19 protein-coding genes are annotated in these 16,812 nt (G+C 64.3%); 7 read left to right on the top strand and 12 right to left on the bottom strand.

Features of this window, described 5'->3' with window-relative positions; all coding sequences use genetic code 11:
- The first annotated feature begins 187 nt into the window (after positions 1-187).
- Positions 188-2,029 (top strand): glycosyltransferase family 2 protein, encoded by a 1,842-nt coding sequence (locus J2Y55_RS25730; protein ID WP_310159178.1) that lies wholly within the window; start codon positions 188-190, stop codon positions 2,027-2,029.
- Positions 2,030-2,123: 94 nt separating this feature from the next.
- Here the strand turns inward: J2Y55_RS25730 and J2Y55_RS25725 are convergent, their stop codons facing one another.
- Positions 2,124-2,879, bottom strand: a complete 756-nt coding sequence (locus J2Y55_RS25725) for an ABC transporter ATP-binding protein (RefSeq protein WP_310159177.1) — start codon at positions 2,877-2,879, stop codon at positions 2,124-2,126.
- Between the two features lie 7 nt (positions 2,880-2,886).
- On the bottom strand, positions 2,887-3,675 hold the full coding sequence (locus J2Y55_RS25720) for an ABC transporter permease (protein ID WP_310159176.1): 789 nt from the start codon (positions 3,673-3,675) through the stop codon (positions 2,887-2,889).
- Between the two features lie 206 nt (positions 3,676-3,881).
- On the opposite strand from J2Y55_RS25720, the gene J2Y55_RS25715 reads away from it, so the two are divergent.
- Entirely contained in the window at positions 3,882-4,439 is a 558-nt protein-coding gene (locus J2Y55_RS25715) for a LemA family protein (RefSeq protein ID WP_310159174.1), read from the top strand.
- 37 nt (positions 4,440-4,476) lie between these two features.
- Positions 4,477-5,535, top strand: coding sequence for a M48 family metallopeptidase (locus J2Y55_RS25710; RefSeq protein WP_310159173.1), 1,059 nt, complete (start codon positions 4,477-4,479; stop codon positions 5,533-5,535).
- Between the two features lie 9 nt (positions 5,536-5,544).
- Here J2Y55_RS25710 and J2Y55_RS25705 read toward each other — a convergent pair whose 3' ends face one another.
- The gene (locus J2Y55_RS25705) at positions 5,545-6,510 is read right to left on the bottom strand and encodes an NHL repeat-containing protein (protein WP_310159172.1); all 966 of its coding nucleotides are present in this window, start codon (positions 6,508-6,510) and stop codon (positions 5,545-5,547) included.
- A 7-nt stretch (positions 6,511-6,517) separates the two neighbouring features.
- Positions 6,518-7,126 carry a 2-hydroxychromene-2-carboxylate isomerase gene (locus J2Y55_RS25700; protein ID WP_310159171.1) on the bottom strand — a complete coding sequence of 203 codons (609 nt, stop codon included), beginning with the start codon at positions 7,124-7,126 and terminating at the stop codon, positions 6,518-6,520.
- Positions 7,127-7,379: 253 nt separating this feature from the next.
- Between J2Y55_RS25700 and J2Y55_RS25695 the strand changes: the two genes are divergently transcribed.
- Positions 7,380-8,612, top strand: a complete 1,233-nt coding sequence (locus tag J2Y55_RS25695; RefSeq protein WP_069689589.1) for an argininosuccinate synthase — start codon at positions 7,380-7,382, stop codon at positions 8,610-8,612.
- A gap of 248 nt (positions 8,613-8,860) precedes the next feature.
- Positions 8,861-9,235, top strand: coding sequence for a hypothetical protein (locus J2Y55_RS25690; protein WP_310159170.1), 375 nt, complete (start codon positions 8,861-8,863; stop codon positions 9,233-9,235).
- 152 nt (positions 9,236-9,387) lie between these two features.
- On the opposite strand, the gene J2Y55_RS25685 is transcribed toward J2Y55_RS25690, so the two are convergent.
- From J2Y55_RS25685 to J2Y55_RS25655, 7 genes are all read right to left on the bottom strand, one after another.
- Positions 9,388-9,633: a DUF2188 domain-containing protein gene (locus tag J2Y55_RS25685; RefSeq protein ID WP_310159169.1), complete on the bottom strand. Its 246-nt coding sequence runs from the start codon at positions 9,631-9,633 to the stop codon at positions 9,388-9,390.
- A 41-nt stretch (positions 9,634-9,674) separates the two neighbouring features.
- Positions 9,675-10,208: a YcxB family protein gene (locus tag J2Y55_RS25680; RefSeq protein ID WP_310159167.1), complete on the bottom strand. Its 534-nt coding sequence runs from the start codon at positions 10,206-10,208 to the stop codon at positions 9,675-9,677.
- 22 nt (positions 10,209-10,230) lie between these two features.
- Positions 10,231-11,064 (bottom strand): enoyl-ACP reductase FabI, encoded by an 834-nt coding sequence (gene fabI, locus J2Y55_RS25675; protein WP_310159166.1) that lies wholly within the window; start codon positions 11,062-11,064, stop codon positions 10,231-10,233.
- Between the two features lie 117 nt (positions 11,065-11,181).
- Complete coding sequence (locus J2Y55_RS25670) at positions 11,182-11,454, bottom strand: DUF3303 domain-containing protein (protein ID WP_092171235.1); 273 nt, start codon at positions 11,452-11,454, stop codon at positions 11,182-11,184.
- Between the two features lie 6 nt (positions 11,455-11,460).
- Entirely contained in the window at positions 11,461-12,687 is a 1,227-nt protein-coding gene (gene fabB, locus J2Y55_RS25665; RefSeq protein ID WP_310159165.1) for a beta-ketoacyl-ACP synthase I, read from the bottom strand.
- Positions 12,688-12,807: 120 nt separating this feature from the next.
- Complete coding sequence (fabA, locus tag J2Y55_RS25660; protein WP_069689584.1) at positions 12,808-13,320, bottom strand: 3-hydroxyacyl-[acyl-carrier-protein] dehydratase FabA; 513 nt, start codon at positions 13,318-13,320, stop codon at positions 12,808-12,810.
- A 120-nt stretch (positions 13,321-13,440) separates the two neighbouring features.
- Positions 13,441-14,076: a LysE family translocator gene (locus J2Y55_RS25655; RefSeq protein ID WP_310159163.1), complete on the bottom strand. Its 636-nt coding sequence runs from the start codon at positions 14,074-14,076 to the stop codon at positions 13,441-13,443.
- Positions 14,077-14,259: 183 nt separating this feature from the next.
- On the opposite strand from J2Y55_RS25655, the gene irrA reads away from it, so the two are divergent.
- Positions 14,260-14,724 (top strand): iron response transcriptional regulator IrrA, encoded by a 465-nt coding sequence (irrA, locus tag J2Y55_RS25650; RefSeq protein WP_310159161.1) that lies wholly within the window; start codon positions 14,260-14,262, stop codon positions 14,722-14,724.
- A gap of 225 nt (positions 14,725-14,949) precedes the next feature.
- On the opposite strand, the gene J2Y55_RS25645 is transcribed toward irrA, so the two are convergent.
- The gene (locus J2Y55_RS25645; RefSeq protein WP_404979039.1) at positions 14,950-15,486 is read right to left on the bottom strand and encodes an SH3 domain-containing protein; all 537 of its coding nucleotides are present in this window, start codon (positions 15,484-15,486) and stop codon (positions 14,950-14,952) included.
- Positions 15,487-15,687: 201 nt separating this feature from the next.
- Between J2Y55_RS25645 and J2Y55_RS25640 the strand changes: the two genes are divergently transcribed.
- Positions 15,688-16,683 (top strand): 2-hydroxyacid dehydrogenase, encoded by a 996-nt coding sequence (locus J2Y55_RS25640; RefSeq protein WP_310159159.1) that lies wholly within the window; start codon positions 15,688-15,690, stop codon positions 16,681-16,683.
- Positions 16,684-16,812: the final 129 nt, after the last annotated feature.

The following is a 16,812-nucleotide window of genomic DNA, read 5'->3' as shown; positions in this document are numbered from 1 at the left end:
ATGGGAGACCGAGCGAACGCGCATTTCCTGCATGAACTGGTTTGAACCTATCCTGGCGGGGGATGCATACATCGAAGCGCTGGCATACTTGAACGGGTCACTGTCTCGCATTATTCGTTCTTAAATCGATATCATTCCCTCGGCGCAGCAAGCCGTAGAATTCAAGCGGCGGAGTAGACCAATCGTCATGCCGAGCATCACGGAGCCGCTCTGGCGCGCAGTTCGCCGTGCCGGGGGGGTCGGTGCGGCGCTACGGCGGGTAAGCGATGTCCTTCGCAGCGAAGGTGCACGCGGTCTTCTCCGTCGGCTTCAGCGAACCGTCCGGCAGGAAGCACGCTACGAAGACTGGATCGCGCGGTTCGACGACCGGCCTGGGGATGATCGAGCCGCCATGGAGGCTCTCTTGCTAAGGCTGAGGGAGCGGCCGCTTTTCTCCATCATCATGCCGGTGTTCGAGACTCCCGCCGCCTTGCTCGAAGCCGCGATACTGTCCGTGCGGAGCCAAATCTATCCGCACTGGGAATTGTGCATCTGCGACGATGGCTCGTCGAGTCCTCGTATTGCGGCGTTCCTGGACGGCCTCAGCCGCGAGGAACCGCGCATCAAATGGACCCGTCTCGCACGGAACCAGAACATTTCCGCCGCTTCGAACGCGTCGCTCGCCCTTGCCACGGGCGATTGGATCATACCGCTCGATCACGATGACCTGCTTCGACCGCATGCGCTGCTCGAAGTCGCGCTCGCGGCGGAGGCGAACCCGTATGCCCGCTTGATCTATTCGGACGAGGACAAGATCGACGCCTCCGGAACCAAGCGCTTCGATCCTCATTTCAAGCCCGACTGGTCTCCCGATCTGCTGCGGTCGTTCAACTACGTTAGTCACCTGGCTGCCCTAAAAGCTGAGGACGTGCGCAGGGTCGGCGGTTGGACACTCGGCCTGGAGGGCGCTCAGGACCACGATCTGTATCTCAAGGTAACCGAGACACTCGAACGCCGCCAGATCCTGCACATTCCGAAGATCCTGTACCACTGGCGCGTCGCGGAGAACTCCACCGCCGGAAGCGATGCGGCCAAGCCCTACGCCGTCGCGGCGATGGCAAGCGCCATCGCCAGCCATCTCGCCCGCACAGGGCGTGATGGCGACGTAACCCGTCTCGATGACGCGCCTGTCGCCAGGATTCGCTATCGCCTGCCCGAGCCCGCGCCGCTCGCGACGATCATCATCCCCAACAAGAACATGCCGGCACTCATCGGAGCCTGCCTTGCCTCGATCCGATCGAGGACGGCCTATCCCCGTTACGAGATTTTGATCGTAGACAATGGCTCGACAGACGAGGAAACGCTGAGACTCTATGATCGCTTCCGGCAGGAAGGGGTTCTGATCGCGGACTATCCGGCCGAATTCAACTATTCCGCCATGAACAATCTCGGCATCAGGGAAGCACGGGGCGATGTCCTTGTTTTTCTCAACAACGATACCAGCGTGATCGGCGAAGACTGGCTGTCGGAACTCGTAGCCCAGGCGATGCGCCCAGAAATCGGCTGTGTCGGCGCGAAGCTTTATTATGAGGACGACACGATCCAGCATGCTGGCGTCTTCGTCGGCGTGTGCGGTATTGCCTGCCACCCTTATCGCGGCTTCGAGAAAGGCGATTTCGGCTATTTCGGCCGCCTTCGCGTCGCACAGAACCTCAGCGCCGTGACTGCTGCATGCCTTGCCGTCAGGCGCTCGATCGCGCTGGAAGTCGGCGGCTTCGATGAGATCTCGCTGAAGATTGCCCTGAACGACGTCGACTTCTGTCTCAAGGTGCACGCTGCCGGTTACTACAATGTCTGGACACCCTTCGCCGAACTCTATCACTTCGAGAGCAAGTCACGCGGATACGAGATAGGACCTGAGAAGCGCGCCCGGTTTCAGTGTGAAAGCGAGATATTAAAAGCGCGCTGGGAGGACTATATCGCGCTCGATCCCTATTATTCGCCTCACCTGACCCGCACGAACGAGGCGGTGACGATCCGGACCGAATAGACGATAGGCGGCCGGTCATCTATTTGACGGCGGCTGCTTGCCAGGAAGCATTCTCAGCTTGGATTCGCCGCCCCAAGCAAAAAGCCTCGCAGTCTCAAGCGGCTTTATCCGCTGCATACGCTGCCAACACCTCGTCCGGCGGCCCGTCCATCATCAGCTTTCCGCCCTTCATCCAAAGCGTACGGTTGCAGAATCGCCTGATCGAATTGTTGTCATGCGAGGCCAGGAACATGATGCTGGCCTTCTGGATCATGGTGTGCAGCCGATTCTCGGCGCGCTCTGCAAAGGCAGCGTCGCCGACGCCGATCACCTCGTCGAGGATCAGAATATCGGGATGAACAGCTGTGCTGACGGCGAAGGCCAACCGCAGCAGCATGCCGCTGGAATAGGTGCGGATGGGCAGCGACAGGAACTCCCCGAGCTGGCTGAATTCCTCGACATCGGGAATGATCGCCTGCGCTTGCTTGTAGTCGAGCCCGAGCATGATGCTGCGCATCTCGATATTCTCGTAGCCCGTTGCATCGGTATCCATGCCCATTGAGAGGTCGATCAGCGACGAGATGCGCCCCTCGATCGAGACTTTGCCCAAGATCGGTGGATAGACACGGCTGAGCACCCGCAAAAGTGTCGTCTTGCCGGCGCCATTGCCACCGATCAAGCCAATACGGTCGCCATCCCTGGCCTCGAAGCTGACTTCGCTCAGCGCCTTAACGACCTGGATGCTGCTATCGCGGTCATTCTGCAGGCCCCCGCCGACGGTGCGCCGGAGAATCTCACTCTTCAGACCGCGACCGCGTGAATTATAGACGGCGAGCTCGACGCTGGCCCTGTCCAGGACAATATGTGCCATGACGCCCTCAGAGCCAGTAGACGACGCGGTGCGAGTATTTGCCCGCGAAAGCCAGGCTGAACAACCAACCGCAAACCAGCAAGCCAAGCAGAATGAGATATGAGGTCGCACTCGGCAGATTGCCGAGGAGCGGCTCGCGCATCACATCCAGCATGCTCGCAAAGGGGTTCAGGATGAGCACTGGGTGGTCGATCCGTAGCTGGGAGGGCTTGAAGACGACAGGTGAGACGAAAAACGCCACCTGAACGATACTCGCGACGATCTGCGGTATGTCGCGGAACCGAGCTGACAGGATCGCCAGTAAATATCCGACCCAGGCCAGATTGGCGAGCACGAGCAGCAGGCCGGGGATGAACAGCAGAATATGCCAATTGATTGGCGATCCGAAGACCAGATAAACCACCGGTAGGATGATCAGGTTATGAGCGAAAGCGAAGAGATTTCGCGCGATTGTCCGAAGCAGATAGGTAAAACGCGGAAGCGCAACCTGGCGAATAATACTGTCGTTTTCTATGAAACTTGAGCAGCTTTCGGTGATCGTGGATGAAATCAGTCCCCATAGTACGAGGCCTGTGCCGAGATGCGGCAGGTAGGCGGACATGGAGGTGCCGAACAAGGATGCGTAGACCGCGCCCATGCCGAAGATCATGACCGCCATGCTAAGAGTAAGCCAAAGTTGGCCGAGGCGAGACCGCCGGTAACGGCGGATCACATCATTCTTGGCCAGCATCCACCACATGCGCCAAGCCCCGATGCCTCCGAGGATATCGGCAGCCCCACGTACAGCAAAATCCATTCTTAACGATTCTCCGACAGCCCCGCACGGGGATGCCCCTCCAAGGGGCCGCGTCGGGCCATAAAGCGATGCATCTTGGCAAAATTGCTGTCGACTCCGGCACAGTTTGTATCGCCACATTGCTGAGCTGGATTGATGCCCGGCTTCCCCAACGCCACCCTTCATGCAAGGTTGCGCGTCGGGTTTTGCCTGCACGGGAGCGCGCCATGGGTTGGGTCATTCTGGGGCTGCTCGCAGCCGTCGTCGTCTACCTGATCATCACCTATAACGGCCTCGTCGCGATGCGGCAGCGCGTCGGCCAGGCTTTCGCCGATATCGATGTGCAGCTGAAGCAGCGGCACGATCTGATCCCGAACCTGATCGAGACGGTGAAGGGCTATGCCGCCCATGAGCGCGGCACGCTCGATGCCGTGATCGCGGCGCGCAACGCGGCCCAGGGCGCGACCGGCGTGCATGCCCAAGCTGCAGCCGAGCAGCAATTATCGGGCGCCGTCGGCCGGCTGCTGGCGCTGGGCGAGGCCTATCCCGATCTCAAGGCCAGCGCCAATTTCCAGCAGCTCCAGGTCGATCTCGGCAATGTCGAGGACAAGCTCGCAGCGGCGCGGCGCTTCTTCAACAATGCGGTCGGCGAATTCAACGGCGCGATCCAGGCCTTTCCAGCCGTGCTATTTGCCCCGCAAATGGGCTTCACGCCGCGCGAATTCTTCGATGTCGGCGAGGCGGCGCGGACCCAGCTCGATGCGCCGCCGACCGTGAAGTTCTAGGGACGGGCCACGACAACCGGCAGACGGGGCGGCGGCGATGGTCGGCCAGGCCTTCGGGCTCTACACACATCAGCGCAACAACCGGATCCGCTCCGGCTTCCTGCTCGTCGGGCTGTTCCTGCTGGTCTACCTGACCTGCTGGGGCCTGATCCTGGTCGGTTACGGCTATGGTGGCGTGCCGCGCGGGCGCAGCGCCTTCAGCGAGGTGACGCGATTGTTCTGGTCGTGGTGGCCCTTCATCACGGTCGCCACCGCGGCCTGGATCTTCATCGGCTTTCGCATCAATGTCGGCCTGATCGGCGCTGCGGCCGGCGCGACCGAGGTGTCGCGGGAGGACAATCCCAAACTCTACCGGATGCTGGAGAACCTCTGCATCTCGCGCGGCCTGACCATGCCCAAGCTCGCCATCGTCGAGAGCGAGGCGCTCAACGCCTTCGCCAGCGGCGTCAACGACAAGCAGTTCACCGTGACGGTGACGCGCGGCCTGCTCGACCAGCTCGACGATGCCGAGGTCGAGGCGGTGCTCGCCCATGAGCTGACCCATATCCGCAATGGCGACGTCAAGCTGATGGTGATCGCAGTGGTCATCGCCGGCGTGATCTCCTTCGTGGGCGAAATCATCTTCCGCAATCTCGGGCGCGTGCGGGTCTCCTCCGACGACGCCAAGAAAGGCAATTTCGTCGCAATCCTGATCGGTTTCGCCGTGATCGCGGTCTCCTGGCTGCTCGCCGTGCTGATCCGGCTCTCCTTGTCGCGGGCGCGCGAATATCTGGCGGATGCGGGTGCGGTCGAATTGACCAAGAACCCGGATGCGATGATCTCGGCGCTGCTCAAGATCGCCGGCCGCGCCGATATCGACGGCGTGCCCTCGGGCGTGATGGATATGTGCTTCGAGAACGATCCCGACGATTTCGCCGATCTGTTCTCGACCCACCCTTCCATCACCAAGCGCGTGCAGGCGCTGGTCGAGACCGCCGGTGGGCGCGTACCATCGATGCCGCCGCAGCCGCCCAAGCTGGCGGACCGGCAGACCCTGCCGACCATGGTCGAGGAATCCGCCGCACGCGGCCCCTGGGCGCGACCGCCGCAGGGCTAGAGCAAAGAGCTAGCCCCGCGCGATCAGCTTGCCCGGATCGATCTCGAAGACCAGCGGGTAGAAGGTCTCCCAGCGGCTCCAGCGTTGCGAACCCGCCTCGCTGACCGCCCAGAGGCTGCCGTCGGCGGCGCAGCCGAGATCCTCGATGCCGCCCGGAGCCGCATAGCTCGCGAGCACGGCGCCGCTGCCAGCGTCGAGCCGGTGCAAGGCGCCTGGCCTGTTGCCGACACTTTCCGAAATCCAGAGCCCGCCCGAGCGATCGAAGGTCGCGCCCTGAGCCAGGAGCGGCAGAGGCAGGCGCCGGCCGGCGTCTGCGGGGCCCAGCGGGTCACTGCCTCCTTCGACGATGCGCGCCAGCGGGATGGCATAGAGCGTAGCCTCGCCTTGGCGGCGAAACGGGCCGAACCAGAGCGCATCGCCGTCGCACGCCAGGAAAGAGGGCCCCATCGCCTTGTCGACGCGTCGCTCTGCGATGATGGCGGGCGCCCCGCTCCGGAGCGAAGCCGGGAGATCGAGCGCCAGAAGCCGACCGGAATTGGCGACGAAGAGCGTCGTGCCCCGCGCCGCCAACCCGCCTGGATGGCCGTAAGCCTCGGGCAGATCGAAACCGCCGGCAAGGCGGCCATCGCCCTGCGCCAGGCGAAACACCCGCGCGAGGCCGTTATCCTGCCTGGGGTCGACGCTGCGATAGGCGGCGACGAGGATCTCAGCTCCCGTCACGGTCAGGCCCTGCGGCACATAGCCCTCGTTCAGGCCTGGCGCCCAATAGCGCCGGCCGATGGCCTGCGCGTTGGGGACGAGGCTCAGTGGACGCTGGTCGTAGCGTGGCGGCTCGCCGGCGATGGCAAGGCGATCCTGGGCAGGAGCAAGGCGACCCTGGGCACGAGAGAGGCTTGCGCAGAGCAGGCCCGCAGTGGCACCCGATACGAAACTTCTCCGATCCGGCAAACTCTTGCGATCCGGCAAGCCCGCCATGGCGTGCTCAGCACCCGTCCTTGGCCCAGTCGAGGGCTTCCTCAAGCCGGTCGTCGCCCCAGAACAGTTCCCCATCCTCGGTGACGAAGGTCGGCGCCCCGAAGATGCCGATCGACTTGGCGTATTCGGTCTCGGCCTTGAGCCGACCCTTGACCTCCTCGCTGCGGGAGGCCGCGTAGGCGACGCCAGGATCGGCCCCAGCCACCTTGAGCGCCGCGTTGAGCACGGCCTCTTCGGCAATGTTCCTTCCCTCGGAGAACTCGGCCCTGAACAGCGCCTTCGAGAAGGCCGGCATCCAGCCGGCTTCGCGTCCTGCCAGCGCGAGCCGCGCCGCGATCAGCGAGTTCTGCGGGAAGGTCTCGGGCTTGACGATCGTCAGCCCGTGGCGGCCGCCGCGGCGCGCCATGTCACGCCACATATAGCGGCCCTTGTTGGGGAACAGATTGAACGGTGACGTCGTCCAGCCCTGCGCAGCGAAGATCGGTCCCAGCAAAAAGGGGCGCCAGCGCAATGTCACGCCGGCCTCCTCCGCCAGAGCCTCGATCCGCAATGCACTCAAGCAGGAGTAGGTCGATGCGAACTCGTACCAGAAGTCCAGAACAGGACGCTTCGGCATTCAGCCTCCAAGTCGATGATCCAGGTTGAAATCGCGCGTCCGGAGCTTCGGCTTCCAGACATCCAACTGCAAGGGCAGTCGGTGCGGTCTGTCGCTCGTGATGGGCGTCATCAACACCGATCCATCACGGGAAGACGCGGGATCGATCAGAAGGTTCCGATTGCTTCGCCGCTGAGGCTGCGATAGTGCGCCATTGCGTTCAAAACGCGGCCCGACGGGACGCGGGAGCGCGCAGCAACAGGAAGATTGCCCGATGTCCGATAAAAGCGTGAAGAAGGTCGTTCTCGCCTATTCCGGCGGCCTCGACACCTCGATCATCCTGAAATGGCTGCAGACCACGTACTCGTGCGAGGTCGTGACCTTCACTGCCGATCTCGGCCAGGGCGAGGAACTCGGACCGGCGCGCGACAAAGCGCTGCTGCTCGGCATCAAGCCCGAGAACATCTTCATCGAGGATCTGCGCGAGGAATTCGTGCGCGACTACGTCTTCCCGATGTTCCGCGCCAACGCCGCCTATGAGGGCGTCTATCTGCTGGGAACCTCGATCGCGCGCCCGCTGATCGCCAAGAAGCTGATCGAGATCGCCGAAAAGCTCGGCGCCGACGCCGTCTCCCATGGCGCGACCGGCAAGGGCAACGACCAGGTTCGCTTCGAATTGACCGCCTATGCGCTGAAGCCCGACGTCGTGGTGATCGCGCCCTGGCGCGAATGGGACATGCGCTCGCGCGAACAGCTCATCGCGTTTGCCGAGCAGCACCAGATCCCGATCGCCAAGGACAAGCGCGGCGAGGCGCCGTTCTCGGTCGACGCCAACCTGCTGCATGCCTCCTCGGAAGGGAAGGTTCTGGAGGATCCCGCGCAGGAAGTGCCGGACTATGTCTATTCCCGCACGATCTCGCCCGAGGACGCGCCGGACAAGCCGACCGTGATCTCGATCGAGTTCGAGAAGGGCGATGCGGTCGGCATCGACGGTGAAAAGCTCTCGCCCGCGACGCTGCTCGCCAGGCTCAACGATCTCGGCCGCGACAACGGCATCGGCCGGCTCGACCTGGTCGAGAACCGCTTCGTCGGCATGAAGTCGCGCGGCATGTACGAGACGCCCGGCGGCACGATCCTGGCCGTCGCGCATCGCGCCATCGAATCGATCACGCTCGATCGCGGCGCGGCCCATCTCAAGGACCAGATCATGCCGCAATATGCGGAGCTGATCTATAACGGCTTCTGGTTCTCGCCGGAGCGCGAGATGCTGCAGGCGCTGATCGACAAGAGCCAGGAATTCGTCGCCGGCTCGGTGCGCCTCAAGCTCTACAAGGGCGGCGTCCACGTCATCGGCCGCTCCAGCCCCTATTCGCTCTACGACCAGGACCTCGTCACCTTCGAGGAAGGCGCCGTCGCCTATGACCACCGCGACGCGGCCGGCTTCATCAAGCTGAACGCGCTGCGGCTGCGCACGCTCGGCCAGCGCAAGAAGAAGCTGGGGCTGTAAGGGCGCGCCGACGATCGTAAAGCAGAGCCTCTGCGTCATGCTCGCCCTTGTGGCGAGCATCCACACTTTCGCCTCAGAACTCGACGGTGGAAGGCGTGGATGGTCGGGACAAGTCCGACCATGACGACGATCGGGTCCCGTGTCTGCGCAGCGGCACTGCGTGCCGCAGCGCGCACGGGATGACACAGGGCATTTGAACCGCCGCCTATCTCATGCGTTCAGCACTCACCTCAAACCGAGTGCACCTCATGACGCGCCTGACTGTCCCTGCCCTGCTGATCGCGACTTTTTTTGCCGCGCCGGCGCTCGCCCAAACCGCGCCGACCGCCGGACCAACCTCCGGCACGCCGCCGGAGAAGCCGGCCTCGACCGAAATCGCCTCCTGCAAGACGACCGCGCTTCACACGATCTCGGCCAAGGATCCGGAGATCAAGGACATCTATATCGACGAGGACGGGGCAACGATCGCCACCGCCGAAACCAAGGTCGAGGACACGCCGATCACGCGCATCATCATGGGCGAGGCCTATCTGCGCACCGACCGATCGGACAAGCCGCGCCGCTTCCTCTGCCTCATCGGCGAGAAGGGCAAGGTGCTGCTGACCTTCTTCACGGCGCGATAAGATCCGAGCGCGGCCGCAGAGCCAAAGCGCTTTCAAGCGAAGTGGGCACCGGTTCGCTTGAAAAAACGCGTTAGAGCAAAGATCTCATCTCAGAGTGAGAGCGGGCTCAATGCGAAAAACCGGTGCCCACTTTTCGCATCCTGTTCTTGCGGCTATTTCTGGTCGATGACCCTGGTCAGGGGCCTGTCCTTACCGTCGGCAAGCTCCTCGTGCCAGGCGCCGTCCTTGTCCTGATAGACGATGCCGTCGGTCGTGCCGGCCAGGGTCTGCCGCGCCGCCGCGCTCGTCGCCGCCTTGAGAGCGGCATCATGCGTGCGAAAGGTCTCGGACAAGGCGTCGCCGACCTTGTAGGCCCAGCCGCCATCATGCTCGACGATTTCATATCTGACCGTGACCATCGCGCTCTCCCATTTAAAGACAGGAAACCCGGTCGACTCTCTCAGGTTCCAGACCGTTCCTGTCGCGCCGCGATCAGGAAGGCGCGGATCTCGTCGATCTGAGCGGGATCGAGCCCGCGCTTGGGCAGAACCTGATAGAGTTTGGAGCCGGGCCAGATCAGCAGCAGCTTCTCATTTTCAAGCCAGCGGCGATAGGCCGCCCAATGCGTCAGCGATGAGCCCGCATCCGCATTGCAGGCAAAGCCGGTTTCAGACCAGGAATAGTGCAGATCGCCCTGAAGCCCCGGGACCAGCCGCAGCGTACGCCGAGCCGCCCGTGGCGAAAGCAGATGGACGATGAGGACCGGCAGGCCGAAGACCACGGCGGCGGCGGCGAAAGCCGCCACGGCGATGGCCGCCGGTAGCGCCACGGGCAGATCGCTCCGGAACGACAGCGTGACGAAGACGGTGGCGCCGCACCAGAGCGCAGCAAGCAGACCCAGCCGAACCGGATTCCTGAAAGCGGCGCGCAGCAAGAGATGCTGAGCTGCAACCAGATCGCGCTCGGTAAGGCGCAGGCTGACCCGGCGGCTCACCTGCGCGGCCTGCATAGCCAATTCACCCGGCGTCGGCCTGATCGGCGGCGCGCAGGCCGTCCAGCACCGGCATCGAGGTGATGTTGTAGCCGGCATCGACATGGTGGATGTCGCCGGTGACGCCCCCGGAGAGATCCGAGAGATAATACAGCGCCGAGCCGCCGATCTCCTCCAGGGACACCGATTTGCGCAGGGGCGAGTTGGCGCGCTGCCAGGAATACATGGCGCGTGCATCCGAAATGCCGGCGCCGGCCAGCGTCCGCACTGGCCCGGGCGAGAGCGCGTTCACGCGGATGCCCTTGGGCCCGTAGTCGGCCGCGAGATAGCGCATGCTGGCCTCCAGCGCGGCCTTGGCGACGCCCATGACATTGTAGTTCGGCATCACCCGGGTCGAGCCGCCATAGGTCAGCGTGATCATGCTGCCACCCTTGGGCATGCGCTGCGCCGCGCGCTTGGCGACCTCGGTGAAGGAGAAGCAGGAGATCACCATGGTGCGCGAGAAATTCTCGCGGCTGGTGTCGGCATAAAGCCCCTTCAATTCGTTCTTGTCGGAGAAACCGATGGCATGGACGACGAAGTCCAGCGTGTTGCGCTCGGGATCGCCACCCCAGACTTCGTCGAGCGTGGCGAAGGTCGCATCGACCGTGGCGATGTCCTCGACATCGCAGGGCAGGACGAGCTTCGAGCCGATGCTGTCCGCCAGCGGCTTGACCCGCTTGCCGAGCGCATCGCCCTGATAGGTGAAGGCCATCTCGGCGCCATGCGCGTGCAAGGTGCGCGCGATGCCCCAGGCGATCGAGTTCTGGTTGGCGACACCCATGACGAGGCCGCGCTTGTTGTGCATGAGGGGGAGCATGGGGATATCCCGAGAGGTCAGCGTCGAGGACTTGTCAAACGGCAGTATCAGTCAAAGCGCTTCAATGAATCACGCAAGCGCCCGGAATCACGCAAGCGCCCAAGGCGGGCGCCAGCACTATAAATGCTTCTTCACCGCCGCTGCGGTGTCCTTGGACGAGGCCAGCGGCACGATCTCGAAGCGGGCGAGATCGGCCCATTCCAGCACCCATTCCTGCAGCAGCGTGACGTCGTCGCATGCCATGATCTGGAAGCAGCGGGCGAAGTCAGCGGAAATCCAGCTATCGACATAGGTCAGGCCTTCGGGCGCCATGCGGCCGCGCTCGTGGAAGCGGGCATAGACCTCCTTCACCCGGGCCTGGTCGAAATGCTCGATCACCATGAAGAGCATGGGGCGTTACGCCTCCAGCCGCTTCATCACGATCGTGGCGTTGGTGCCGCCAAAGCCGAAGGAATTCGACAGCACGCAGCCGAGGCCGGCATTGTCGATGCGCTTGCGCACGATCGGCATGTCGGCGAAGGCGGGGTCGAGCTCCTCGATATGGGCGCTCTCGCAGATGAAGTCGTTGTTCAGCATCAAGAGCGAGTAGATCGCCTCCTGAACGCCGGTAGCGCCGAGCGAATGGCCGGTCAGCGACTTGGTCGCCGAGATCGGCGGGGCCTTCTCGCCGGCCCCGAAGACCTCGCGGATCGCCTCGATCTCCTTGGCATCGCCGACCGGGGTCGAGGTGCCATGCGGGTTGATGTAGTCGACCTTGGCCTTGACGGTCTCCAGCGCCATCCTCATGCAGCGCACCGCGCCCTCGCCGGAGGGGGCGACCATGTCGTAGCCGTCCGAGGTCGCGCCATAGCCGACGATCTCGCCATAGATCTTGGCGCCGCGCGCCTTGGCGTGCTCCAGCTCCTCCAGCACGACGACGCCGGCGCCGCCGGCGATGACGAAACCGTCGCGCTTGACGTCATAGGCGCGCGAGGCGCGCGACGGCGTCTCGTTGAAGTCCGACGACATCGCGCCCATGGCGTCGAAGAGCACCGACAAGGTCCAGTCGAGCTCCTCGCAGCCGCCGGCGAAGATGACGTCCTGCTTGCCCCACTGGATCAATTCATAGGCATTGCCGATGCAGTGATTGGAGGTCGCGCAGGCCGAGGAGATCGAATAATTCACGCCCTTGATCTTGAACCAGGTCGCGAGCGTGGCCGAGGCGGTCGAGGACATGCCCTTGGGCACGGCGAAGGGGCCGACCTTCTTGGAGGAGCCGCTCTCGCGCGCCTTGTCATAGGCGTCGATCAGGGCACGCGTGGAGGGGCCGCCCGAGCCCATGATGATGCCGGTGCGCTCATGGCTGACCTCGGGCGTCTCGAGGCCCGAATCGAGGATCGCCTGCTCCATGGCGACCTGGTTCCAGGCCGAGCCGCCGCCATGGAAGCGCATGGCGCGCCGGTCGAGCACGGTCGCCGGATCGAGCGTCGGCACGCCGCCGACGCGGCTGCGGAAGCCGTGCTCGGCAAAATCCGGCATGAAGGAGATGCCCGATTTGGCCTCGTGCAGCGAGGACAGCACTTCCTGCGTATTGTTGCCGATGGACGAGACGATGCCCATCCCGGTGACCACAACGCGTCTCATGCTCGCTTCTCCAGCTCGATATCTCATGCGGCCGGCGCTCCAGGGCCCCGGCTCTTTTCTGTCGTCACCGCGCAAATGGACCGCGCGGCTGGCGCACGCAAGGCTGCGCGGCGCTTTTCCTCAAGCGGCTTCCGGCTTGAACAGGCCGACGCGCATGTCGCTGACCGTGTAGATTCGCTTGCCGTCGGCCTCCAGCCAGCCATCGGCGATGCCGAGCACGAGCTTCGATTTGAAGACGCGCTTGAACTCGACGCCGTAGACCACCTGCTTGACTGATGGCAGCACCTGGTCGGCGAACTTGACCTCGCCGACGCCCAGCGCCCGGCCCCGGCCGGGCAGGCCGAGCCAGCCCAGGAAGAAGCCGGTGAGCTGCCAGAGCGCGTCCAGGCCAAGGCAGCCCGGCATGACCGGATCGCCCTTGAAATGGCAGTCGAAGAACCAGAGGTCGGGGCGCACATCGAGCTCGGCGCGCACCAGGCCCTTGCCGTTGGGGCCGCCGGTTTCGCTGATCTCGACGATGCGGTCGACCATCAGCATGGGCGGCAGCGGCAATTGCGCATTGCCGGGCCCGAACAGCTCCCCGCGACCGCAGGCGAGGATCTCCTCGTAGCTGAATGACGATTGCCGCTCCATTCTCGTTCCGCTCCGTTCCGTTCCGGCCGTCAGGGCCGGCGGTTCATCTGATCTCGCGCCGTGCCTAACACGGCGCTGCGCGGGAACGGAAGGGCGCAGGCACAGCGATTCCGGCAAAGATCAGGGACGGCGCCAGCCTTCGAAGGCCGTGACGGCCGCCACCAGCATCAGCAGAACCCCGACCGCCCGGCCGATCAGGACCGTCGCATGGGGGCGTGCCGCGAGTGCCGTGCGGCCTCCGCCGGCCACGACAGCCAGGCAACCATAGACCAACGCCTGCGTCAGCGCGATGATCAGGCTCAAAATGGCGGCCTGGAGCCAGATCCGTCCAGCCTCGGGCTTCAGGAACTGCGGAAACACCGCAAGCATGAACAGATAGGCCTTTGGATTCAGAAGGTTGGTCAGAGCTCCCTGGCTGAAGATCGTCCAGGCCGTCCGCTGTTCGGCGAGCTCGACCCTGCCCAGCGCGGCGCCGTTCCGGAACAGACAAAAGCCGAGCCACGCGACATAGGCGGCGCCGAGCAACAGCATGATGTTGAAGGCGGCCGGCACGAGCTGCAGCACGATGCCGACGCCAAGCACGCCGATGACGACGTGGCAGATTCCCGCCGCGATGACACCGCCTATTGCGAAGAAGCCGCCGCGGCGCCCCCCGGCGAGCGAATTCGCCAGCACGAACGCCATATCCATGCCCGGCACGATGACGATGCCGAGAACGAGTGAGAAAAACATCCAGAGATAGCTTGTATCGGACATGACGCCGCTCCCGGTGGACCGGAGCATTGCGACAGCTTGCCTCACGAAGCTGTCAGGAGGCGCGCGCCATCCGGAAAACGGCCTCAAGCTTGCGGGGCACGGACTGAAGCCTTACATCTGTTGTAATCTATTCGCGGCGCAGCATCCGCGTCAGCCAACCCTTTGAAGAGGCCCGCCCGAGGCATGACCGATCTGATTCCCCAGGACCAGGGCTACGGATCGAGCGCGCGACAAGGCTGCCCGTTCCATGATGTGCGCCAGCGCCTGCGGCGCGTGGGCTTGCGCCCCACCCGCCAGCGCGTCTCGCTGGGCTGGCTCCTGTTCGCCAAGGGCGACCGGCATGTCAGCGCCGAGATGCTCTATGAGGAAGCGATGAAGGCGCGCGTGCCGGTTTCGCTCGCCACCGTCTACAACACGCTGCACCAATTCACCCAGGCCGGCCTGCTGCGCGAACTCGCGATCGACGGCGCCAAGACCTATTTCGACACCGACAACAGCGAGCACCATCATTTCGTGGTGGATGGCGAGAACACGGTGATCGATATCCCGGCCTCGGCGGTGGACGTCGCCGAACTGCCGGAGCCGCCCGCGGGTTACGAGATCGCCCGGGTCGATGTCGTGGTGCGCCTGCGCAAGATTGCCAACTGAGGCAGACGCTCCTTCGCCTAACAAGGCAAGAGCGCGGGGAACCCTTCTCCCCTGGCGGGAGAAGGTGGCTCGGCGAAGCCGAGACGGATGAGGGGGCGCTGTGAGCTCAACCGTCTGGCGGAACACGACGCCGACCGGAAAGGGCACGGCGCCCCCTCATCCGCCCCTGCCGGGGCACCTTCTCCCGCCAGGGGAGAAGGGAAGAGGGTGGTGCGTCCGCCTCCCCTAGTCGATCTTCTCATTGGGATAGACGCCCCAGAGCCGGTCCTGGCGGAGATAGCCCTCGACCTTGCCGATACCGACACGGCACCAGGCATTGGCGCAGCTCGCGACATTGGTGATCACGCCCGACTGAAGCTGCGCCACCACGGCCGATTTCTCATCGGCGGAGGCGCGCAAGGTGAAGGTCTCGTCCTTGGCCTTCGACCACGGCGCGACGAGCGCGGTGCGACGGCCCGACAGCAGGCTGTGCAGGACCCAGCCCTCGGAGCCGTCGGCGTCGCGCACGCGCCGCCAGGTTTCGAATTCGGCGACGATCTCGACCGGCAGGCCGGCGCGCTGATAGACCCAGCGCGTGCGATGTTCCTTGGAGGGGCCTTCGCGCAGATTCACCCGGTCCGATTTCAGGCTGACATAGCGCGGCACGGGCAAACCCGTGACCGAGCCCGCCTGCGTATCCTGGGCCAGCGCGACAGAGCCCCCGCTCATGGCCGCGAACATCGCAAGGCCAAGCCAAACACCGCGCACCGACAAACCCAGCATCCGTCCAATCTCCGTCCCACAACAAGGCCTGCGCGCCGGAGACATCCGGCGAAGGGCCATGTTGTCATCCGCCGCGCCGCCACTTAGACAACGAGGCAAGCACGCGCGGTCACGCCACCCCTCATTCCTGAAGCCCTGCGGTTAATGGCGGGTTGAGGCCAAAAGGCGGCGAAGCACAGGCAAGCGTTGGAGGAGGCGTCCATGACGAAGAAAAAGCCGCTGGTCGTCGTGACACGCAAGCTCCCTGCGGTGGTCGAAACGCGCATGCGCGAGCTGTTCGATGCCCGCCTCAATATCGACGATACCCCGATGAGCCAGGCCGCGCTGGTCGAGGCGGTGAAGACCGCCGATGTGCTGGTGCCGACCGTGACCGACAGGATCGACGCCGGGATCATCGCTCAGGCCGGCGACCAGCTCAGGCTGATCGCGAATTTCGGCAACGGCGTCGATAATATCGACGTGACCAGCGCGGTGCAGCGCGGCATCACCGTGACCAACACGCCTGGCGTGCTGACCGACGACACCGCCGATATGACGATCGCGCTGATCCTCGCCGTGGCGCGGCGCATCAGTGAGGGCGCGCGCGTCATCCCCGATGACGAATGGGCCGGCTGGTCGCCGACCTGGATGCTCGGCCGCCGCATCACCGGCAAACGGCTCGGCATCGTCGGCATGGGCCGCATCGGCCAGGCGGTCGCGCGCCGCGCCGCCGCCTTCGGCCTCTCGATCCATTATCACAACCGCCGCCGCCTCGACGCCCGCATCGAGGAGAAGCTCGACGCGACCTATTGGGATTCGCTCGACCAGATGCTGGCGCGGATGGACATCGTCTCGGTCAACTGCCCGCATACGCCGGCGACCTACCATCTGCTCTCGGCCCGCCGATTGAAGCTGATGAAGCCCGACGCGATCCTCGTGAACACGGCGCGCGGCGAGATCGTTGACGAGACCGCACTGGCGCGCATGCTGGAGGCCGGAGAGCTCGCCGGTGCGGGGCTCGACGTCTTCGAGAGCGAGCCCGCGGTCAATCCGCGCCTGCTCAGGCTCGCCCGCCAGCACCGCATCGTGGTTCTACCCCATATGGGCTCGGCCACGCATGAAGGCCGCGCCGATATGGGCGAGAAGGTCATCGTCAACATCAAGACCTTCATGGACGGGCACAAGCCGCCGGACCGCGTCCTGCCCAGCATGCTTTGAGGCACCGTCTGGAACCTCCAGCCCTCATCCTGAGGAGCCCGCGCAACGGCGTCTCGAAGGATGCTCCAGATGGTTCCGGAGCCTCCTGGAGCATCCTTCGAGACGCGCTCCTGCGGAGCGCTCCTCAGG

The sequence above is a fragment of the Allobosea sp. BE125 genome, assembly GCF_031456075.1.
GTDB lineage: Bacteria > Pseudomonadota > Alphaproteobacteria > Rhizobiales > Beijerinckiaceae > Allobosea.
Note: the sequence above shows the minus strand (reverse complement) of the source record. Positions and strands in the feature narration are given on the sequence as shown.